Source organism: Acetobacterium sp., assembly GCF_030652775.1.
GTDB lineage: Bacteria > Bacillota > Clostridia > Eubacteriales > Eubacteriaceae > Acetobacterium.
The window spans coordinates 39,607-62,464 of the sequence record NZ_JAUSPS010000079.1; the positions used below are offsets into that span (position 1 = coordinate 39,607).

16 protein-coding genes are annotated in these 22,858 nt (G+C 46.4%); 7 read left to right on the forward strand and 9 right to left on the reverse strand.

The window, feature by feature from the left end; translation table 11 throughout:
- Positions 1-125: 125 nt before the first annotated feature.
- From uraA to panD, 7 genes are all read left to right on the forward strand, one after another.
- Positions 126-1,466, forward strand: a complete 1,341-nt coding sequence (gene uraA, locus Q7J41_RS14755) for a uracil permease (RefSeq protein ID WP_304889199.1) — start codon at positions 126-128, stop codon at positions 1,464-1,466.
- Positions 1,467-1,792: 326 nt separating this feature from the next.
- Complete coding sequence (locus Q7J41_RS14760; RefSeq protein WP_304889200.1) at positions 1,793-2,554, forward strand: NYN domain-containing protein; 762 nt, start codon at positions 1,793-1,795, stop codon at positions 2,552-2,554.
- Between the two features lie 4 nt (positions 2,555-2,558).
- The gene (locus Q7J41_RS14765; protein ID WP_304889201.1) at positions 2,559-3,482 is read left to right on the forward strand and encodes a CorA family divalent cation transporter; all 924 of its coding nucleotides are present in this window, start codon (positions 2,559-2,561) and stop codon (positions 3,480-3,482) included.
- 396 nt (positions 3,483-3,878) lie between these two features.
- Positions 3,879-4,736, forward strand: a complete 858-nt coding sequence (locus Q7J41_RS14770; RefSeq protein ID WP_304889202.1) for a Rossmann-like and DUF2520 domain-containing protein — start codon at positions 3,879-3,881, stop codon at positions 4,734-4,736.
- Between the two features lie 20 nt (positions 4,737-4,756).
- Positions 4,757-5,593 carry a 3-methyl-2-oxobutanoate hydroxymethyltransferase gene (gene panB, locus Q7J41_RS14775; protein WP_304889203.1) on the forward strand — a complete coding sequence of 279 codons (837 nt, stop codon included), beginning with the start codon at positions 4,757-4,759 and terminating at the stop codon, positions 5,591-5,593.
- Positions 5,594-5,597: 4 nt separating this feature from the next.
- The gene (gene panC / locus Q7J41_RS14780) at positions 5,598-6,446 is read left to right on the forward strand and encodes a pantoate--beta-alanine ligase (RefSeq protein WP_304889204.1); all 849 of its coding nucleotides are present in this window, start codon (positions 5,598-5,600) and stop codon (positions 6,444-6,446) included.
- 3 nt (positions 6,447-6,449) lie between these two features.
- On the forward strand, positions 6,450-6,833 hold the full coding sequence (gene panD / locus Q7J41_RS14785; protein WP_304889205.1) for an aspartate 1-decarboxylase: 384 nt from the start codon (positions 6,450-6,452) through the stop codon (positions 6,831-6,833).
- A gap of 96 nt (positions 6,834-6,929) precedes the next feature.
- Here the strand turns inward: panD and Q7J41_RS14790 are convergent, their stop codons facing one another.
- The 9 genes from Q7J41_RS14790 to Q7J41_RS14830 form a co-directional block, all read right to left on the reverse strand.
- Positions 6,930-13,466: a GH36-type glycosyl hydrolase domain-containing protein gene (locus tag Q7J41_RS14790; protein WP_304889206.1), complete on the reverse strand. Its 6,537-nt coding sequence runs from the start codon at positions 13,464-13,466 to the stop codon at positions 6,930-6,932.
- Positions 13,467-13,483: 17 nt separating this feature from the next.
- Positions 13,484-15,730 (reverse strand): hypothetical protein, encoded by a 2,247-nt coding sequence (locus tag Q7J41_RS14795; RefSeq protein ID WP_304889207.1) that lies wholly within the window; start codon positions 15,728-15,730, stop codon positions 13,484-13,486.
- 497 nt (positions 15,731-16,227) lie between these two features.
- Positions 16,228-17,634 (reverse strand): dihydrolipoyl dehydrogenase, encoded by a 1,407-nt coding sequence (gene lpdA, locus Q7J41_RS14800; protein ID WP_304889208.1) that lies wholly within the window; start codon positions 17,632-17,634, stop codon positions 16,228-16,230.
- Between the two features lie 10 nt (positions 17,635-17,644).
- A complete protein-coding gene (locus Q7J41_RS14805) occupies positions 17,645-18,961 on the reverse strand; it encodes a dihydrolipoamide acetyltransferase family protein (protein ID WP_304889209.1) in 1,317 nt (438 codons plus the stop codon).
- 21 nt (positions 18,962-18,982) lie between these two features.
- Positions 18,983-19,978 carry an ATP-NAD kinase family protein gene (locus tag Q7J41_RS14810; protein WP_304889210.1) on the reverse strand — a complete coding sequence of 332 codons (996 nt, stop codon included), beginning with the start codon at positions 19,976-19,978 and terminating at the stop codon, positions 18,983-18,985.
- Between the two features lie 117 nt (positions 19,979-20,095).
- Positions 20,096-21,067 (reverse strand): alpha-ketoacid dehydrogenase subunit beta, encoded by a 972-nt coding sequence (locus Q7J41_RS14815; RefSeq protein WP_304889211.1) that lies wholly within the window; start codon positions 21,065-21,067, stop codon positions 20,096-20,098.
- Complete coding sequence (locus Q7J41_RS14820; RefSeq protein WP_370651023.1) at positions 21,064-22,020, reverse strand: thiamine pyrophosphate-dependent dehydrogenase E1 component subunit alpha; 957 nt, start codon at positions 22,018-22,020, stop codon at positions 21,064-21,066. Before Q7J41_RS14820 ends, Q7J41_RS14815 begins: the two co-directional genes overlap by 4 nt.
- A gap of 86 nt (positions 22,021-22,106) precedes the next feature.
- The gene (locus tag Q7J41_RS14825; protein ID WP_304889212.1) at positions 22,107-22,475 is read right to left on the reverse strand and encodes a Lin0512 family protein; all 369 of its coding nucleotides are present in this window, start codon (positions 22,473-22,475) and stop codon (positions 22,107-22,109) included.
- A gap of 45 nt (positions 22,476-22,520) precedes the next feature.
- Positions 22,521-22,826 carry a DUF6506 family protein gene (locus Q7J41_RS14830; protein ID WP_304889213.1) on the reverse strand — a complete coding sequence of 102 codons (306 nt, stop codon included), beginning with the start codon at positions 22,824-22,826 and terminating at the stop codon, positions 22,521-22,523.
- Positions 22,827-22,858: the final 32 nt, after the last annotated feature.

The following is a 22,858-nucleotide window of genomic DNA, read 5'->3' on the forward strand; positions in this document are numbered from 1 at the left end:
AATATTCACCAACAGCCTTCTTCTTATTTTTTTATTATTATGCATTTATATTGTATAAAGTCTTTGCGCCTCATCATTCCTGTGTTATAATTTCAAAGGAAAATGAAAAGAACGGAGGAATTTTTTTGGACAGTCGAAGAATTATACAAGTGGAGGAAAAGGTGCCATTGAAGAAGCTGGTGCCGTTAAGCTTACAGCATATGTTTGCGATGTTTGGCGCATCTGTTTTAGTGCCCTTCCTCTTTGGAATCAACCCGGCCATCGTACTCTTTATGAATGGTGTGGGGACGCTATTATTTATGTTCATCACCAAAGGCAAGGCTCCGGCTTATCTGGGTTCCAGTTTTGCCTTTTTGGCTCCGGCCGGCATTGTTATAGCCACCTGGGGCTATTCTTATGCGCTCGGCGGTTTTGTGGTCGTTGGTTTATGCGGCTGTATCCTGGCCGGGATTATTTATAAGTTCGGGATTGAATGGATCAACGTGGTGCTCCCTCCTGCGGCCATGGGCCCGGTAGTGGCGCTAATCGGTCTGGAGTTGGCCGGCACGGCTGCCAGCACCGCTGGTATTATCAGCAGCACCAGCTATGTCCTTGACGATGCTTCCGGGCTATATGAACAGGTGGTCACCGCCATCGTTCCTGAAAATGTCATTGTTTTTCTGGTTACCCTGGCCTTTGCGGTTTTTGGATCGGTTATGTTCCGGAAATTTCTGGCCGTTATTCCCATTCTGATCGCCATTGTGGCTGGCTACATCACTGCCCTGATTACCGGTGTGGTGGGTCCGGCGACCTTTGCCGCCGTGGCTGAGGCGCCCTGGTTTTCATTGCCGAACTTCCAGTTCCCGCAATTTAATTTAGAAGCGATTATTATCATTTTGCCGGTGCTCCTGGTTATTGCTTCTGAACATATTGGTCACCAGATTGTCACCAGTAAGGTTGTCGGACGGGATCTTTTAAAAGATCCGGGTTTACACCGCTCTTTGTTTGCGGATAATTTTTCCACCATGTTATCGGGTTTTATCGGTTCCGTACCAACCACCACCTATGGTGAAAATATTGGTGTAATGGCTGTGACCAAAGTCTATAGTGTTCAGGTTATTGCCGGAGCTGCGATTATCTCGATTATTTGTTCCTTTGTTGGTAAATTATCGATGCTGATCTCCACCATTCCCGGACCGGTCATCGGTGGAATTTCCTTCCTTTTATATGGGATGATCGGTGCCGCTGGTATCCGTATTCTAGTTGATGCCCAGGTCGATTATGGCAAATCCCGTAATCTGGCTCTGACTTCAGTGGTATTTGTGGTCGGATTATCCGGCATCGCCGTTACCTTTGGCAGTATTCAGCTCAAAGGCATGGTTCTGGCCGCCGTGGTCGGGATGATTTTAAGCCTGATCTTCTTTATCCTGGATAAACTGAAGCTGACCAATGACCGGGAAGAAGAACATCTTTACGACCAACCCTAAATATTTGTTTTAACTGCTTCGTAGGGGCGGCTTACCCGCCCCTACGAAGCTCACAAAAAAAAGAATAACATAACCTAGTACCGACAATTGTTACATCATGTTGTTTGCATCGGGGCGGACACGGCAAAGCCTGTCCGATCCCGCAGCAAACAACAGATTAACAATTGGTCGGTACGGTAGTATACCGCCAACCTGAAATAGCTGATCGATTATGATCAGTTTTTTTTATGGTAGCTGTTGGTTGTAAAAAAGTGCGATTTCTATTATACTGAGACTAACAAACTGATCGAAAACAACTAATCGCTATAGAAATAGAAGGGTGACCGATGAAAAATGATATGAAAATTGCCGTCTTAATCGATGCCGATAATGTCTCAGACAAATATATTAAGTATATTTTTGATGAAATCTCCAACCTTGGCATGCCGACATTTAAGCGCATCTACGGTGACTGGACCAAACCCCAGCTGGGATCCTGGAAAACTGTATTACTTAACTATTCCATTACTCCGATTCAGCAATACAGTTACACCACCGGAAAAAATGCCACCGATGCCGCACTGATTATCGATGCTATGGATATTCTTTATTCCAATAACGTGGACGGATTTTGTATTGTCTCCAGTGACAGCGACTTCACCCGGCTGGCGACCCGACTCCGGGAAGCCGGGATGTATGTAGTAGGCATGGGCGAAAAGAAAACCCCCACCCCTTTTATCTCGGCCTGTGAAAAGTTCAAATATCTGGAAGTTCTGGCCAGCGATCCGGAAGCTGCGGCAGAGCAATCTGAAAACGTTCAAAACGGAAAACAGGGCACTCAAAAAGAAGGCATGGCCAGCAAAAAAGAACTGATTCAATCACTTAAAACCATTATCACTGAAAGTTCTGATGAAGATGGTTGGGCGAACCTGGGCGAGGTCGGTTCCCGGCTCAATAATCGCTATCCGGATTTTGATACCCGGAATTATGGTCACTCAAAACTGCGGCCGCTGATTTTATCCTTGAATCAATTTGAAATTGAAGCTCGCCGAACCAGCAAAAATCAGAATTCGCATTATGTTGTCCGCAATAAAGCCAAGCAAAGGTAGTCAGATGCAGATTTATCGTCTTGAAAATGACGCCTTCACAACGGATTCCCTTGAACAGATTGATCCAAACAACAATCAAATCCATCTTTGTCTCCTTGACTTCCCAGCGCTGGCGACAGTCAGTGGCAAACTGGGAATCAGCGACCGACTGGTTGACGAATGTCTGAACAGCCGCTCATCAAAATTTGACAGCTATGATGGCTTTGATTTTATAACGATCATTCTTCCCGAAGCGATCTGTCAGGATCTCAAACCGCAGCGGATCGGTATCTATTTCCGGGCCGATTTACTGGTTTTTGTGTCGGATCGCAGCGATTTTATCAACGGTATTGTTATCAACACCCAGACCGAAGGTATCAAGGTTCACAGTCTGGGAAAGTTTTTCCATTTGTTTTTTGATAAACTCACCATTGATGACCGGGAGGTGCTGGCTTCGATTGAAGAGGAAATAACCGATTTGGAAGAAGAATTTATTGTCTCGGTTAAAAACGATCTGGTCGATTATCTGATCACCTTCCGCAAGCGTCTGCTGAGTCTTAAGCAATATTATGAACAGCTTTTTGAAATTTCCGAGGCCATCGAAGAAAATGAAAATAACCTGATCGATAAAAAAGAACTGCGCTATTTTAAAATTCTCACCAATCGGATCAACCGCCTCTTTACCAATGTGCTGAACCTCCGGGATTATGGCACCCAGGTTCGGGAAGCCTACCAGGCCCAACTGGACATAAATCTAAATAATGTCATGAAAATTTTCACTGTCGTTACTTCCATTTTTCTGCCGTTGACTCTGATTGTTGGCTGGTACGGGATGAACATCATGATGCCAGAGTTTCATTGGGTATACGGTTATCCGTTTGTGATTGTTTTATGTATCGTAGTTGCTGCCGGAACGCTGATCTATTTCAAAAAAAACAAGTGGTTTTAAAATCACTTGTTTTTTTAAAATTAAAACCTCAAAATAAACGCTTGCATTATAATTCGGCATGTTGTATCATACCCACATGGTGGCATCGTTAAGAGCTGCACATGATTAACGCACAAAAACTTTTATAAGAATATAAAAATCTGCTCTAATCCCTGGTGATAGAGACTGAATAAAACCTTACTGTTTTGCATTTTTATAATGTCATGATAGGTCTTTTTGCAGTTGTTTATTTTCAGTGCAGAGGACCTTTTTTCTTTGCGCAAATTTAAACTACTGCCATCCAGTTTTGTCGAACAGAGTACCGACAACCAGATTTTCAACAGCCACAGGTTTGCGTGCCATGTGTTTCGCTGCTCTTTGCGGTCATAACCAAATACTACTAACAGGTGTAAATGCATGAAAATCGGATTTATTGGCGCCGGCAAAGTCGGCACCGCCATGGGCATTTTTTTCAAACAAAATAGTCTGACCCTATCAGGTTACCTAAGCCGTAGTGAAACCTCTTCTCAAGGCGCTGCTGACGCAACTGACGCCACAATTTTTAGCGACCTTCCCAGCCTTGTTACCGCAAGTGAAGTGATTTTTATCACCACCGGGGATGATCAGATTTCTGCGGTTATCAATCAACTCGTCCAAACCTCCTGCTTAACCGAGCAACATACTCTTGTCCATACCAGCGGCGCTCTGTCCACCGATCTTTTTGATCCGCTTTTAACTTCAGGGTGTGGTTTGTGTTCGCTTCACCCGATCATGAGTTTTTCTGATCCCTTCACTGCCGCTCAAAACTTAAAGCAAACGGTTTTTACCCTCGAAGGCAATGAAAAGGGGCTGGCCGAGGTACAAAGAATCCTTCAGATCACCGGCAATCCCTATTCCGTGATCGACAAGGGTGATAAGGTGCTTTACCACGCCGCTGCCTGTATCCTCTCCAATTATCTGGTGACTCTGATTGATTCGGGTTTTGAGCTACTTAAAAGCACCGGAATTGCCACAGATGAAATCGTCCGGGCATTTATGCCGCTGATCTCCGCCACCCTGAGTAACATCGAAAGATCAGGAACGGTAAACGCCCTCACCGGCCCCCTGGTTCGGGGAGATGAAAACACCATCAGTAAACACATCGAAGCCTTAAAAACCCAAGCCCCGGAATTCCTGGCACTCTACCAGACCATGGGCTTAGCCACCATTGAGATGATCAAAGACAAACGGATTGATGCAGAAACCTATGATCATTTAAAAAATCAACTAAAATAAAAAAATAAAGGAAGAAACGAATGAAAAGTAAATTTACTGTCAGTTCTTTTTTACAAGCCAAAGCAAACAAGGAAAAAATCACCATGCTAACGGCGTATGATTATTCAATGGCCAAAATCGTCAACGATGCCGGCATCGATGCGATTCTGGTGGGCGATTCTCTGGGGATGGTTGTCCAGGGCTATGAATCCACCCTGGAAGTGACTATGGACGATATGGTTTACCATTGTAAAGCCGTCGCCCGGGGCGCCGAAAACGCCCTGATCGTCGGCGACATGCCCTTTTTATCCTATCATATTTCGGTGGCAGACGCTGTTCGCAATGCCGGCCGGTTGATTCAGGAAGGTAAGGCCCATGCTGTCAAGCTTGAAGGCGGCGTGGATCAGGTTGCCAATGTCAAAGCCATTGTCAAGGCTCAGATTCCCGTCATGGGGCATATCGGTCTGACGCCCCAGTCGGTTAACCTGTTCGGTGGATTTAAGGTTCAGGGTAAAGACACTGCTCAGGCCCAGAAAGTCATTGATGATGCCCTGGCGCTGGAAGCGGCGGGAGTCTTTGCTATTGTCCTGGAAGGGATTCCTGAAAAACTGGCAACTCTGATTACGCAAAAATTATCCGTACCCACCATCGGTATCGGTGCCGGTCGCTACTGCGACGGTCAGGTGCTGGTCATTCATGATCTGCTGGGCATGTACTCTGGTCAATCGCCCAAGTTTTCCAAGCGTTATGCGGCGCTGAATGAGACCATTAAGGATTCTGTCACGGCCTATGTCTCCGAGGTAAAGACTGCGCAGTTCCCGGAAGAAAAGCATACCTTCACCATTGATGATGCGGTTATTGCCGAATTGCAGCAATAAGACCATGAAGATTGCCAAAACCATAGCGGAACTAAAGAGCTGTCTTGAAGACTTTGGTCGGGATAAAACCATTGGCTTTGTCCCGACTATGGGCTATCTCCACGATGGTCATCTTGCATTAATTAATGAAGCACAAAGTCAAAATGATGTGACCGTCGTGAGTATCTTTGTTAATCCCACCCAATTTGCCCCGGGTGAGGATCTGGACGCCTACCCCCGGGATTTTGACCGGGATTCACAACTTGCCGAAGCTGCTGGAACCGATCTGCTGTTCTTTCCTGATCCGGCCGAAATCTACCCGACGGGTGCCTCAACCTTTGTGGAAGTGGAAGGCGACATCACCAAAAAACTCTGCGGCCAGTCCCGACCCACTCATTTTAAAGGCGTGACCACAGTGATCAACCTGTTGTTCAATCTGATCCAGCCAACTAGAGCCTATTTTGGCCAGAAAGATGCCCAACAGGTGGCGGTGATTAAAAAAATGATCCGGGATTTGCATATGTCTGTTGAGATTATAGTCTGCCCGATTGTCCGGGAAGCCGATGGTTTGGCCCTGAGTTCCCGGAATGTGTTTCTGAATCTAGCGGCCCGAGACCAGGCTCTGGTTCTCAGCCAGTCGCTGGCTTCCGCCAAAGCCCTTTATGGATCTGGTGAACGCTCGGTCAAAATCATAAAAGCTGCGATTATTAACCAGATTACCACCATGCCACTGGCTGCTATTGATTACGTTGATATCCTTGATTTTGAAACCCTGGCAGACATCGAAACCATCACCTCGCCGGCTCTGGCGGCGGTAGCGGTTCGCTTCGGGAACACCCGGCTGATTGATAATATCATTTTGATTAAGAGGTAAATTATGTATATCACCCTATTTAAGTCAAAGCTCCATCGGGCAACCGTCACCGAGGCTGACCTCAATTATGTGGGCAGCATCACCATCGATGAGGAGCTGCTGGAACAGGCGGATATTCTTCCCGGTGAAAAGGTTCAGGTAGTGGATGTGAATAACGGCCAGCGTTTTGAAACCTATACGATTGTGGGAAAACGAGGCAGCGGCGTGATCTGTGTCAATGGCGCTGCGGCGCGACTGGTTCACAAAGGCGATAAGGTGATCATCATCACCTATGCCATGATCGATCGGAAAGAGGCGCTGGATTTTAAGCCCCGGGTGCTGATACTCGATGATGACAATCATGTGATCGCTCTTAAGGATCATGAGGTTCATGGTCAGAGTCATTAATTCTTTAACATTAATAATTTAATAAATAATATCAACAACAAAGCCAGGTATGAAAAATCATACCTGGCTTTGAGTTTGTACTGTAACGCCTGTGGTTTACAATCCCATCAATACTTCAACCTGATGATTTACTTTATCATTGACCAGGTTGATAATATTTCTGGTTGAGATGATCCCATCCACCGAAATGGTTTTGACACCTTTATTGACACCGTCGGGATTTTTTACTTTTATTTGATAGTCTGTTTCCAGATAGCGATAGCTGATCTGATATTCTTTCATTCTTCCGGGAATACATGGGTCCATGACAATGGTCTCGCCGTTTTTCTGAAAGCCTAGAATATATTCCAGACCAGCCCGGTACATCCAACCGGCGGCACCGGTATACCAGGTCCAGCCACCTCTGCCGGTATGCGGATAAGTGGAATAGACATCGGCCGCAAACACATAGGGCTCGACCTTGTAACGGGTATAGTCGCGCATGTTGGTGGTGTGGTTAATCGGGTTAATCAGCTCAAACAGATCCCAGGCTTTATCGCCATCACCCAGTTTGGCAAAAGCAATGATCGCCCAGGCTGCGGCATGGGTGTATTGTCCGCCATTTTCCCGGACTCCCGGAATATAACCCTTGATGTATCCCGGTTCCAGCTCGGACTTGTCAAAAGGTGGCGTCAGTAGCTTAATCAGACCATCTTCACGGCTGACCAGATAGTCTTCCAGTGAATTCATGGCCGTAAGCGAACGCTCGCTTTCCCCAGCGCCGGAAATAACTGACCAACTTTGGGCAATGGAGTCGATTTTACACTCGCTGTTCCCAGCCGACCCCAAGACATCGCCGTTGTCGAAATAAGCCCGACGATACCAGCTACCATCCCAGGCCGTTTTTTCGATGGCCGCCATGATCTCGGCTTTGACGCTTTGATATTTTATGGCTCGTTCCAGGTCGCCCTTTTCTTTGCAAATGGGAATAAACAGGTCCAGATTGGCAATCAGGAACCAGCCTAACCAGACGCTTTCGCCCCGCCCCTTATTACCGACGGTGTTCATTCCATCATTCCAGTCCCCGGAACCCATCAGCGGCAGTCCATGTTTTCCGAATTTCAGGGAAACTTCAAAGGCTCGCAGACAATGGTCATACAAGGAAGCGGAGGTTTCGATTTTCCAGGGGCTACCGCATTTTTCATCTTCAAATTCGCCTAATTCCGGTTCTTCGATAAAGTTAACCGCTTCTTCCAGAATTTGGCGGTCACCGGTAATGCGGATATATTCGGCGGTGACATAGGGCAGCCATAATCGATCATCGGAAAAATGGGTTCGGGTTCCCAAACCCATTGGTTCATGCCACCAATGCTGAACATCGCCCTGAATATACTGGTGACCGGCATGGAGCAGAATTTGTGCTCGAGCTATTTCCGGCCATATGTTGGTAATTGATAAGGCATCCTGGAGCTGATCTCTAAACCCAAATGCTCCACCGGCTTGATAGAATCCTGATCTTCCCCATAGTCGACAGGAAATAACCTGGTACTGAAGCCATCCATTAACCATCAGATTGATGGAATCCGTTGGGGTATCCACCTGGATCACTCCCAGCTTGCTTTTCCAGAAACTGATGACTTCAGATAATGCTTCCTGGACATTTCGTAGCTCACGATACTTCTGGCTCAGCATCGTTACCTCATCTTGATTATTTGCTGCGCCCAACAGGAAGGCAATATCCTTCCGCTCATTGGGTCCCAGGGTAACCTTCACCTGAATCGCTCCGCAGGGATCAATCCCAGCGCCTATAGCCCCATCAAGACTTATATCGGCCAGGCTTTCCGGACAGGTCATATCGCCATTACCGAAAAAGGCTTTGCGGTCACTGGTAACCGACCGCTGTGGAATTGATGCATCGATGAATAATATTTCTCCGGGAAACCCTTCGTTATAAGGGTTTCTCATTAACAATGCACCACCTTCATCCTGTTCACTATTAATATGCATGGCCGTTGCCTGATCACTGACCCCCAATACCGGGCGGATGTAACAGGTCAGGGTGAGATGACGTTCCTGATTCGATTCATTTTTTAAATTAATCAGACTTATTTTTACCGGGTCTGTTGTCGGTACAAACTGAATCATCCGTTGTTTGATGCCGTGACTGGCATGTTCAAAATTGGTATAGCCAAAACCGTGCTTGATGGTATAATCTTCCGCTTCCCGAATTGGTAACGGAGTGATTGTCCAGATTTCTCCGGTATCCTGATCACCGAGATAAATCACTTCTCCTGACGGATCGGAAACCACATCATTTGACCAGGGGGTGAGCTTGTTTTCCCGGCTGTTTTGATACCAACTATACCCGGAGCCTGATTCTGAAACCATAAAACCGAAGCTGGGGTTGGCAATTACATTCACCCAGGGTGCTGGGGTATTCTCACCGTTTTTCAGATGAATGACATACTCGCTGCCATCTTCTTTAAATCCGCCAATGCCATTATTGTACAGGCGTTCCGGCTCATCGCTTGGTGATACGGGGTAATTGACGGGCTTGTTGATCACTACTATTTTTGCCGGAAGCAATTTGCTGGTTGCGGTTTCACGAACACATTCAATCTGTTCCCGCATCGTTCCCATGCCGCCTTGTAAAATCACCCGGGCAACGGCATAGAGCAGTGGAATGTCGGCCGCTGCTATTTTATTTTTTTCCAGAATAAAGACATCCTCACTCGTTTTTAAAATGTCATGGGTTTGTTTGGATAATACCATATCAGAAATCAGATTATACAGGGGCAAGGAATAGGCGTATTCCTCTTCGCTTAAGATCACCAGATCCACGTTTAAACCCATCAGCCGCCAGTATTCGTGGGCTTTTAAAACCTCAACCAATAGCTTGACCTGGTCGATTTTACTTAAATCCACCAGCACAATGGGGTTGTCGCCGGAAATTCCATATTTCCACAAGGCCGACTGACCCTGGGTATTTTTGCGGATTATTTCCTGACTCATCATCTTTATGGGGCTGATAAAAACAAGATGTGAGATCATATCCTGATATAGTTCAGTTTCGTCAGCATCCAGATTGAGATATCGGGTTTCCACCTGACTTCTAGTTAAGGCCAGTTTGAACGCACCTTCCACAGCACTCGGGTTATCATATTTATCGATCAGATCCAGAATCGATTCCTTGCTTTCGCAGAAAGCGGTGACAAAGGAAAATTGGGCAGTTTTACCGGCCTCGATGGTCACCTGAATCCGCATACTCATGACCGGATCCAGCACCGGTCCGCTGCTGCCTGACAGCGGCTTTTCCTGGTTTATGACGAGCGGATTTTTGGGGTTGTTACCCCGACCGATTAACTGCATCCGATCGGTTTCGTACTGAATCTCGCCCTGAACATTACCTTTAGTCACAACAGCGTTGGCCAGCCACAAACTTTTATCGCTGTCTGAGCGGGGTCGCCGGTTGGCAATCAGGCATTTCCTCTGATGATTAATTTCTGTTTCAACAAAAAGATTGCCAAAGGCCGGATGAGCAATATCCCCAGCCAGGGCTGCCATGACCACTTCAAAATAACTGGTCAATTCCAGGGTACAGGATTTTTTGCTATTGTTCTTCAGGGTGATTCGTCTGATTTCGACGTTGTCCCCGGATGCCACAACCACCTCAGTTTTCGTCTCAATGTCGCCATCGGTGCGCTTGAATGTGGCTTTGTCGGCGGTGAAAACCACCTCATATTGATCCGGTTTTTTATTCAGCGGCGCATAGGCCGCCGACCAGACAACTTTGCTCGCACTGTTTTTCACATAGAAAAACATGCCGTATTGATCCAGGGTGCTGTCTTCGCGCCAGCGGGTTACGGCGGCCATTTTACTTTGGCTGTAGCCTGTTCCCCGCTCGGTAATCATCACCGAATAATTACCATTGGAAAGGATATGCGCTTTGGGCAGAACGGTATTGGGTTTTGTATAACGTCGCACAGCGCTTTTCTCTTTGGTGATCTTGCCCTTGTAAGGTACCAGCTTTTCCTTGGTTCCCTTAGTAAAGATCAGATCGGAAGAAACTTTTTCCTGAAGCAGCAATCGGGCCGCATGGATTTCCGGGTCGGTATGAAAACGAGTTTGCATGATATTCTGATTGACACAGTTATTCAATGCCATTAAACTCATACCCTGATGATGAGCCATAAAACTTTTTACAACCGCTCGCTTTGTCTCAAAGCCCAGTCGTTCCGGGGTATAATCGGCAGCTTCATAAAAACCGTAGGGTCCTTCCAGACCGTCGGCCTTAAGCCGTTTAATATTCTTAATCGCCGCTTCGGGATCAACCATCAGTGCCAGGAAGGTGGCGTAGGGTGCGGTCACCGCATCTTCGATTAAGCCCCGTTTAAGTCCCAACCAGGGCACCCCAATGGCCTTGTATTTGTAATCGTGGTGTTTATCCATCGCGTTATAGCCGGACTCGGATGTACCCCAGGGCATCTCCCGCTGATTTCCGTATTTCTTCTGACTCTTGATAACAAAGGAATAGGTTTCGTCCAGCAACGTATTTTGATAGCTTTTCATAATCAAAAGCGGCATTAAATATTCGAACATCGTGCCGGTCCAGGAAATCAGGCCTTTGTAACGATCCACGGTAGTCAGTGCCCGACCCAGTTTAAACCAGTGGGAAGCCGGGATCTTACCTTTAGCAATGCAGATATAGCTGGTTTGACGGGCTTCTGAGGCCAGCAGGTCATAGAAGGAATTGGTGAGCTTGTTGTCTTCCAGATTAAAACCGATACTGAATAGTTCCTTTTTCTTGTCATACAGAGGCAGAAATTCCATGGCCACGATGAGGGACTCAATCCGTTTAAGCAGTCGGGTGTATTGGTCGACAAAATTCTGACTCGCTGCAGCGGCCGTGTTCAGAGCTCCGCTGGTTTCAGCCAGCCAGGCTAATTCCTCACGATAATCGTCCTGATCCCATTTTTTGACAGTCTCTGCCAGTCGTTCGGCAATAGCGGCGGTTTCCTGATGAGCCTGCGGTAAATCAATCAAATTATCATTACTGATTAAACGTTTTTTGAGATTTTTAAGATCCTCAAACACGTCATCATCAGCCGCTTCTTTTCTGGCTGCGGCCATATCAGTCAAGCGATCCGGCATTTTTTTAAACAAGCGAATTCCTGGCAGGAAGCTTGTCATTTCGGCTTTGAACCGGGTAACCATTGCGGCTATTTTTGTTTTCCAGACCCCTTCATCGATATCCGCCATTGCGTCTTCCCGCATCAGCGTTTCCAGGGTCTGATTCCAAGCCATTAAATCTGCCGCTTTTTTGTAAACGGCGGCATCGACTGGAAGAATTATGCCATAAGCAGCGTAGTCGGTTTTCCCGACACAATTGAGGGTATCCCCGATGCCACTTGAAAACCGGGGATCAATCAGGGGACTGTGGAGGTAATCCTTAAGTCCTTGTTTCAGAGTGACCAGGTAACAGAGAAAATTTCCGCTGTCCACCGTTGAAATATAGGCCGGACGCAGGGGTTTTAAGGTCAGGGTATCGTACCAGTTAAGCAGATGACCCTGCCATTTTTCCAGGTCTTCAATGGTTCCAACCGTTTTGTCGATGAGCTCTATCATCTGCCCGGTGCCGATATAACCAAAGTCTCTGGCCGAGAGTGGTGCCAGCAGACCCAACCCGATATTGGTAGGCGATGTCCGCTGCGCCAGACCTCTAGGTGGGTCGGCCTGATAATTATCGGGAATTAGATAATGGCTTTTGGCATTGGCAAAATCCTCAAAATAGCGCCAGGTTTTGCGGCTGATCCGACCCAGTTCAAAGGATTCACTTTGCGATAGTTCGAGCACCTTTTCCGGCTGATCCCTACTGATAAACCAGGCAATAAAAGGACTACTGATCCACAGCGCAAAGAAAAACAGACTGAGTATCAGTGTTTCCGGTTTTAAAAACAGGGCCAGGCAAACAACCAGAGGCGCCTGGATCAGCGCCGCCTTCATGGTGAAAAGATAAGCGCCTAGCGAATTTTTCTGGAATTTTTCGGTATCATCAGCAGTCACCCATTCCAGCAGATTTTTTCGGGTAATGAAAACCCGGGTCAGGGTCACAAGGATAGCATGACTCATCAGCCAGGCCTGGTAGGGCAAAAAGATCAACACCAGCAAAAACTGCATCAGCACTGCTTTGAGGCCGAACATCACCGGCATATAGCGCTTGATGCGGTCGTTGCCAAACCGCGCCGAAACAAGATAACCGATGATCCCCATCAGCAGCGGAAACATCTGCGGCAGCAGGAAAAAACCCAGCCAGAACAAAATACTTCCTGGCAGAATTGAAAAACTCAAAAAGACAAGTAGCATCAGTGCTGGCGGCACCAGACTTCTTCTTAAATTATCAATCATCTTCCATTTGGACAGGCGGGACAAGGGGTTGAATATTTTATCGTGACGGCGGTCGAAAATTTTTCGAAATAGAATCGGTACCAATTGCCAGTCGCCACGGACCCAGCGGTGAAGTCGGGCCGAAAAAGAATTATATTTTGACGGGTAGGAATCCACCAGCTTAAGATCAGTGACCAGGCCGGTTCGCACATAAGAGCCTTCCAGCAGATCATGACTGAGAATGGTGTTGTCCGGGATGGCATCCCGCATGATGCTCTGGAAGACCGCTAAATCATAAATGCCTTTGCCGACAAAATCCCTTCGCCAAAAAGATCCTGATAAACGTCAGAAATAGCGGTGGCATAAGGATCAATTCCTTCCTGACCGGTGAAAATCCGGGAAAAAAAGGATTTGTTAGAACTTTCGTTTTCCACTTCGATTCGTGGTTGCATCAAACCATAGCCTTCAACCACCACCCCGCGTTCACTGTCGACAACCGGTCGGTTAAGCGGATGAGCCATGGTCGCAATCATTTTTTTAGCCATCCCCATCGGTAAAATGGTATCGCTATCCAGAGTGATCACATATTTGATATGGTCAAAGGGTGGTTTTTTAGCCGAAGCATAGACAAAGCTGGTATCGGTGGCGCCCATAATCAGGTCGTTGAATTCCATCAAAGCGCCTCTTTTTCGTTCCCATCCAAACCACTTGTCATTCTTTTCATTATATTGACTGTCCCGGTGGAAAAAATAAAACTTATCACTGCCGGCGCCTGCGGCATATTTCTGATTAAGATCGCTGATGCCGGCGAGAGCAGTTTCGATAATCCCAGGGTCATCTTTCATAGCTGATTTGTCGGCATCGCTGAATGCTCCGACCAGGGCAAAGTAAAGATGTTCTTCGCGGTTGGAAAGATAATGACTTTCCAGACCTGCCAGCAATTCCGTTACCCGCTGCTTGTCAGAAAGTAGGGTTGGCACCGCAACAATGGTACTCATACTTTCGGGAATCCCCTCTCTTAATTGAAGTCTTGGGAAAAAAGCCGGTTTCAGGGCATGACAAACAATCCAGTTTACCGCATCCACGGCAATTTCTGATGCCGGGATCAGCACGGCCAAGATGGCTAAAACAGAAAACAGCACCAGATGTGAGGATGCCGTAAAATTGGAGTAACGGACTGCGACAAATAAAAAAAGCAGGGTGATCAGTCCCATGGAACCCAAATACAGGACGCCAGGATTTTTTATACCCATGCTTTCTGCTTTTGGTCTAAAGCTGTTAATCTTTTTTTCTTTGTTTTCCAGGCTTTTAAGACCCTTACCAATCAGATAATAGCCGACATGCCAGGTTTTCTGGACAGCGGCATCCGTCAACTGGGATTCATCCCGACCGGTATAGGCTGCTGCGGCAAACTGAATCGCCTCTTTGGCCAGATAAATTTCTGATACCCCAAACCCCAAGGCCAGTTCTTCCACTCTGGTTCGGTAATGACTCCGGGTGGCAATATCCATCAGGGGATAGGTTCCATCGGGATCCTGTTTTAAAATCTGTTCGACCATACTCACCGATTCAAAGAGTTCGGACCAATCCAGAGCTGAGAAAAAATGAATACTGGTAATGGTATTTCCCATCGAAATGGTATTGACGGATTGAGACCCATGTTCTTTCTGGGTGATTTCCTCGGTGGTGGCGCCCAGTTTATTTAAGTTTTCATCCATGGTCCTTAGCACTTCCACATAACTCCGACCGGAACGTCGGAGCCGATAGAACAAATGCTCAACAAAGGAGGGGTTGGCTTCGTCCAGGGTTTGCAGACTGTCTTCAAATAGTTTGATGGTTTTTTTACTATCGTAGCCTTCGTTTTCCAGCCATTTATCAAAGATCTTATCAGCCTTATGCCACTGACCCTGGGTTTTTTTTATTTCTTCACAGAGAACCCGAATATTTTCAATCAAGGCAAGGGTGATCATCATTGGTAAAGCGACAATTTCCCGGTCAAAAAGAACGGCATGAGATTGGTAGGCCTTTAAATAGTCGGTCAATATTTTTTCATTGATTTGGCCGTCGGTATGAGCGACAAGCTCTACCGCCACCGCAAATATCCGGATTTGTCCCTTGAGGGGGCCGGACTTGAGAATCGGCAAGCGGTTGTAATCGGATTTTTTTAAGTCCCGACGCATTCCTTTGACCTGTTTTTCAATAATATAGAAGTTATCCAGTAGCCACTCTGAAGCTGGTGGTACCGCAGCTTTTTTCTGGAGATCTTCATTGAGATCCTGATAGACATTCAAAATGAATTTATAGTTTTCATTCATCCTGACAATTGGCGATTTGATCGCTCTTTTCTTGATCGATACGGCATGCTCGATGGCAATTCTTTTGGCATGTCCTTCCAGTTCTTCGCTTGAGAGGGATGCATCGCGCATATTAAGTCGGGGTGATTTCCCGGCTTTCATCAAAAAAATCCACAATATAAGCAGGGTACAGCCAATCAGCACTGTGCCCTCGATTACTAATCTTAAATAAGCGTCCATTGATTCACAAATCCTTTCGTGATTTAGGCCTATAATAAAGCATGAAGCCAGACCGTGTCACTAAACTACCGTACCGACCAATTGTTAATCTGTTGTTCGCCGCGCCATGCGAAATCCGCTACGCTCCTTTCGCTTTGGTCGCGGGCAGTCGCCAACTACAAGCAAACTTGTGATTGGCTCGTTGCCTTCGCGCAGAATCGGACAGGCGATGCCGTGTCCGCTCCGATGCGTACAACATGATGTAACAATTGTCGGTACTACGTTATTCGTTTAAAACAATCTCACTAAGCTAATTTATATAATAGGAAAAAATCTTTACACTTAAGTATATACCTCTTATATCGCTTATTAACCTTAATGTTATAAAGAAACGACAAAATATGTTGAAACAAAAGTAAATTAATGAGATTTTTTTCATATTTGACTTTTGTTTAAAAAAATAAGAAGCTGATCGCACTCGTTTTCGAGCGGGATCAACCTCTTTTTTCTGTTGGCACTTATCTCATTAAATGGATCGCTTCGCCGTTGACAGCGTGGGCGGCTTCCATCAAGGATTCGCCGACGGTAGGGTGGGCATGGATGGTAGACATCAGTTCTGCCACCGTTGCCTCCAGGCGAATAGCCAAGGCTCCTTCAACAATCAGATCGGTGGCTCGGGGACCGGCCATGTGCAGCCCCAGGATTTCTCCGGTGGCGGCATCGGTAACGTATTTGACCACACCGGTGGTTTCACCCATGATCATCGCTTTACCATTGACAGCCATGGGAAAATTCCCGACTTTCACTTCATAGCCCTGATCCCTGGCCTGGGCCTCGGTCAACCCGACGCTGGCCAGTTCCGGTTTGGTATAGACACAATAGGGAATGGTTCTAAAATCAATTTGCGACCGCTTCCCCATGATCGTTTCAACCGCAACTATTCCTTCGGCCGACGCTACGTGGGCAAGCATTACCCCGCCGTTACAATCACCGACCGCATAGATATTTCGCTTGTTGGTCTGCATTCTTTGATTGACTTTGATCGCTCCTCTTTCCGTTTCAATGCCAGCTTTATCAAGTTCCAGGGTATCCAGCTCTGGTTTTCGGCCAACTGAAAGCAGCACTTTTTGAGCGGCAATGACTTTTTCTCCAGCTTCGGAGCTTGTCATAACCGCTAAACTAGCGGATCCTTCCTGGATTGATTCGACCTTTGTTCTGGTAAAAATTTCAATCCCCTCTTTAAGCAGTTTTGCTTTCAGGGGTTTAACAATATCCTGATCCATATTAGCCACAATTTCCGGCAACATTTCAATGATGGTGACCTTGCAACCAAAGGCATTGTAGACGCTGGCAAATTCACAACCAATGACACCACCACCAATGATGCACATGCTATCGGGAACAGTTTCCAAGGACAGGGCTTCGTTACTGGTGATCACATCCGGATGATTAGACCCAGGGATCGGTGGAATCACCGGTTTTGAACCAGTGGCAATAATGGCAAAATCAAAGTCGATGACGGTTGCTTCGTTACTCGAATCGTCCTGATTTTCAGCAATGACTTTAACTTGATGGTCATTAACAAAAACAGCAGTTCCCATTATTTTAGTAACGGTGTTATTCTTCAATAAGCCATTAACCCCGCCAACCAATTTTTTGACAATTTTCGTTTTTCTGGCCTGTAGTGTTGTCCAGTCAGCTTTATAGCCAGAAATCGTGATTCCCATTTCTTTGGCGTCGTTTTCCAGGGCATCCATCAGTTCAGTGGTATGCAGCAGCACCTTTGTCGGAATACAACCGACATTGAGACAGGTTCCGCCCAAGTACTTGTTTTCAATCAACGTTACTTCAGCGCCTAACTGAGCTGCCCGGATAGCTGCCACATATCCGCCCGGACCTCCTCCTAAAATTACAATCTTCATCATTCCGCCTCCATTACAGCAGCAATAATCCGGGTTTTTCAATGAGCTCTTTGAGTCTGGCGACAAACTGCGCTGCCACTGAGCCATCAACTACCCGGTGATCAGCCGTCAAGCTCAGGTTCATCATCGGTTTAATAACCACCTGTCCAGCCACCACCATGGGGGTATCCATTATGGTATTGATCCCCAGTATGGCAACCTCAGGCTGATTGATAATCGGCGTGAAGGATTCCATGCCAAACATCCCGATGTTGGTGATGGTAAAGGTGCCCCCGGTAATTTCATCGGTTTCCAATTCATTATTTCGGGCTTTTTCGGCCAGTACCTTGATTTCGCTGGAAATCGCCCCCAGATCTTTTTTATTGGCAAATTTAACCACCGGAACAATCAGTCCATCGGGCAGCGCCACCGCCACACCAATATTTACATAATTCCGGGTCACAATGTCAGAGCCTACAATGGAGCTGTTCAGCAACGGGAATTCTACCAGCGCTCGGGATAATATCTTCACCAGAATATCAGTATAGGTTATTTTGGCAGTACCTTTTAATTCTTCCCGGAGCAGTTTCATCGCCGTGGTATCGACCCGCTGGTTGTAATTTACCGTAGCGGATGTTTCTTGACTGGCTGACATTCGACTGGCAATAATTTTTCGCATCGCTGACATCGGTTTGGTAAATTCCTGAGGATCAGCAAATTTCTGGAAGTCGGCGTTTTGTTTAAAGGCCAGCACATCGGCCTTCATAATTCGACCGTCCTTGGGAATTTGGCTCGGATCGACGCCTAAACCGGCGGCAATCACCCCGGCCGTTGGGGAAATTTTTGGCTGGGCTGTTTTTGCTTTTTCGGCAAATTCGGTAACATCTTTTTCGGTAATGGCGCCCTGAGGTCCGGTGCCCGGTACCTGAGAAATATCAATATTTAAATCGGCCGCTATTTTTTTGGTTCGGGCAGAAGCTTTGACGCGCCCACCGACAGCCGGTTGGGGTGATCCTGGCTCGGCCTTGGGCGGTTCGGCTGCTGGTTTTTCAACGGGAACCGCCGGACTATCCGCAGCCTTTTCGGCCTCTGCCAACAATGCGGATATATCTTCGTCAGCCTTGCCAATAATAGCAATCGGTTTTAGCACCTCAACTGCGCCCTCAGCAACCAATATCTTTCGGATGATCCCTTCCCCCGGAGATTCAAATTCCTTGGTGATTTTATCTGTTTCCACATCAAAAATAATTTCGCCCATCGCTACGCTGTCGCCTTCTGCTTTTCGCCAGTTGGCAATATTCCCTTCGGTCATCGTCAACCCGAGCTTGGGCATCACTAAAAACTTAGCCATAATGCATTCCTCCTGTTATTCTTAAACCTTGAAAAATCCGTTTTTCTGCCCCACTTCGATAGCTTTTTTGATATCCACATGCCATGGCCCATTGCGGCTGATTTTAAAGGTAAAGGTCTGATTTTGATGGAATTCGATTTCCCGTTCGCCATCCAGGGCAATTGTTCCTCTCCCAAAGGTGGTCAGCTCATATTTTTCATTAAAATTCAAAATCACCGGCTCACTGGTTCCTATCGGCAGAACAATCCCGGCCGCCATGGGGATCAGAATTTTAGGCGCATTTTGATCAATGCTGACATAGGCACCAAAGTTGTCCTCTTCGGTGATGATTGTTTTCCCCCCGACCACGGACGAAAATCCAATCGAGGCCGGATGACTTCGGGCAACAAATATTTTCTCGATATCCTCAACTTTCCAGATGGCTCGGGATCCCACAAAGACATCCCGGGAAATCACCGCATCGATGAGAGCAATGTCTTTAAGCTGCCCCTCTGAGTATATCTCTATAATCTTATCTCTATTTGAATAGACCTTTTTATCAAATTTATGGGAAGCTACCACTGCCGCTGCAATACCAGCAATGGTTCCTTCAATCATGTCTGGATAAACATTATTGGTTCCGGTGGAAATGGAAATCATCGGGATATCCTTAATATCTTTTGCCACCGCCCGATTGGTACCATCGCCCCCCAGGGTGACAATGCATCCCGCTTTTTTTTCATTCATTAATTGCACCGCTTTATAGGTGTCTTCGACGGTGTCTTCCTTGTAAAAATCGAACACTTCAATCTCACATCTCAACTCGCCGGAGGTTTTCAGCTTATCCTCCACCCGATAGCCCATATTATAGGGATCTGGCATCATATATATTTTTTTTACCCCATTCTGCTGGGCGCCCAGTATGATTCGCTCCACAATATTAATCTTCTCGTTATTATCAATAACCGTTGCATGAGAAACCAGTCGTCTGATATCCTTTCCTGAAGCAGGATTGGCAATTATACCGATTGAATTCATAAGTCCACCACCTTTTTCTGTCTTTTAGTCTAAAAAAAAGTTTTGGAAATAATAGCATCGTTGTCACTCCATTATTTCCAAAACCATGACCCTTTTTGCCTTGTTAATTATTATGAGTTAAAACAAAGATTTAACCGCCTGAACCACATCGTCAGCATTTGGTAGCACGTATGATTCCAGAACACCGGAAAACGGAATCGGCGTATTAAGGGCACAAACCCGTTTGATCGGCGCATCGCATTCGTAGAAACATTCATCGGCAATGATCGCTGCCAATTCTCCAGCATAACTGCCCCGTTTTGCTTCTTCAGAAACAATCACAACCTTATGGGTTTTCTTGACCGATTCAAAAATCGCTTCCGTATCCAGCGGATAGAGGGATCGTAAATCGATGACTTCCACATCGATGCCATCTTTTTCCAGCATTTCAGCTGCTTTGAGGGAATCGTATACCTGTTTACCATAGGTGATAATGGTCACGTCATTTCCTTCTCGCTTGATATTGGCTTTTCCCAACGGAATCGGTTTGACCTCATCTTCCACCTGGCTGGCGACCGCATAGAGGGTTTTATTTTCTAGGTAGATAACCGGGTTATCATCATCAATAGCCGTTAGCATCAAGCCGATGGCATCCTGGGCATTTGAGGGATAAACGACCTTCAGGCCAGGTACATGGGTAAACCAGGCTTCCAGGGATTGGGAATGTTGGGCAGCCGCAGCCACACCACCGCCAGATGGCAAGCGCACGACCATTGGAAGTTTCAGTTTCCCGCCGAACATGTAGCGCATTTTAGCGGCCTGGTTGACCAACTGATCCATCCCAACCGTCGCAAAGTCAACAAACATCAGCTCTGGAATCGGTCGCAGGCCAAGGGCTGCGGCACCAACAGCAGCACCGATGATGGCACCTTCTGAGATTGGGGTGTCCCGAACTCGTTTTTCGCCAAATTCTTCAAATAATCCTGCTGTTACGCCAAAGCATCCACCGAAAAGACCAACATCTTCACCAAAAATGAATACGTCCGGATTTTCCAACATTTTTATCCGCATACCTTCTTTGATTCCTTGACCATAAGTGAGCTCTCTCATCTTGATCGTCCCTCCTCTACTATATCGGTGTAAACATCTTCAACAGCGGATGATACATCGGGGAATTTACTGGCCTGAGCAAAATCAACAGCTTCTTCAACCAGAGCGTCAATTTTCTCATTGAGTTTATCCATTTCTGCTTGTGTCATTACCTTATTTTCAAGGATATATTTTTCCACTCTGGGAATAGGATCTTTTTTCTTCCATTGTTCCAGCTCACCTTCTGGTCGGTAGACCGTTGGATCGCCTTCAAAATGTCCTCGCCAGCGGTAGGTTTTGCATTCAATCAGGGTTGGCCCCTGACCTTTTCGGGCTCTGGCAACAGCTTCTGAAACGGCTTCAAAAACTGCAAACACGTCATTTCCATCCACGGTAATCCCGGGAATATTATAAGAAACTGCCCGTTGCGATATATCGGTGATATTTTGATGTCTGGCCTGGCTTACGGAGATACCATAACCATTATTTTCACAAATAAAGATAACTGGCAATTTCCAGGTACTGGCTAAGTTTAAGCCTTCATGGAAAGTACTTTGATTGGTTGAGGCATCGCCAAAGAAACAGGCACAAACCTGATCGGTGCCCTTGTACTGAATGCCCAAACCGGCACCAGTTGCAATGTTATGGCCAGCACCGACAATCCCGTTAGCACCGAGAATCCCCTTGGTGGCATCAGCAATATGCATCGATCCCCCTTTACCTTTACAGTATCCGGTTTCTTTTCCATAGAGCTCCGCCATCATGTATTTTAAATCGCCGCCCTTTGCGATAATGTGTCCGTGACCCCGATGGGTACTGGTAATGTAGTCATCATCTCGTAAACTTTCACATACTCCCGTAGCAACTGCTTCTTCACCAATATAAAGGTGCACGAATCCACCAAATTGACCTTCGGCAAAAAGATTCATGGCTCTATTTTCGAACTTCCTGATTTTTACCATTTTTTCGTACATTTCAATGATCGTATCGTTTGAAATTTTCAAAATATTTCCTCCTTTTTGATCTGCTCTTTTTTTGGGAATTATACAAAACTGCGTGACTAGACACTTACGGTTACGCAAACAATAGCGGCTTCAATGGTATCATCGGTATCGCCAAAACCGGGAAAGAAAAGACCAGCGGTTGTTAATCCTCCTTTCTTGGCTATAATGGTTACCTTTCCCACCGGGAACAGTTTTTTCAGTTCTTCGGTGTTTAAATCTTCCGGCCGGGACACGCCGATAATAGCCTCAATCATCATTTTTTCATTGAGATTTTCTTCAGTTAAACCATGGATCTGATTCAGGCCAATCAGGCAGCTTCGGGAAATGGCATCTTTGATCGCTTTTCCTGCCGCTTTATTAACATCCTGCCCATGAAAATCCATCCCCATTCCAAATTCAATGATAAACTTTTTGATAAGGGTCACCTCCTGACTTTTTCCACCTGTTAATAACGAACAGCGCTTAATATTCTACAAAAATATTTCGTCACCGCTTTTATTCTCTAAACCAGGGTGAATATCGAATCGCACTACACCGACCGCAGCCTTTCCTTTGACAGCTTCACTGATCATTGCCGTTCCCCGGTTTCCAAACCCGCCGCAAAGTTCAAAGGCGACTACCCCTTCGTCAACCAGCTTCAGGGCTGCATCGACCGCCGTTTCGTAGGACGAAACCCCGACCGAGATGAGGGTAACCTGTTCGGTTTCAACTACAGACCGGTGAATGGCCGGATCTGCATTGGGGGCAATAAAAATAAATGCTGCTTTTAATGCCATAGTAAACCTCCTTGTTTTGATTTAGTTATCTG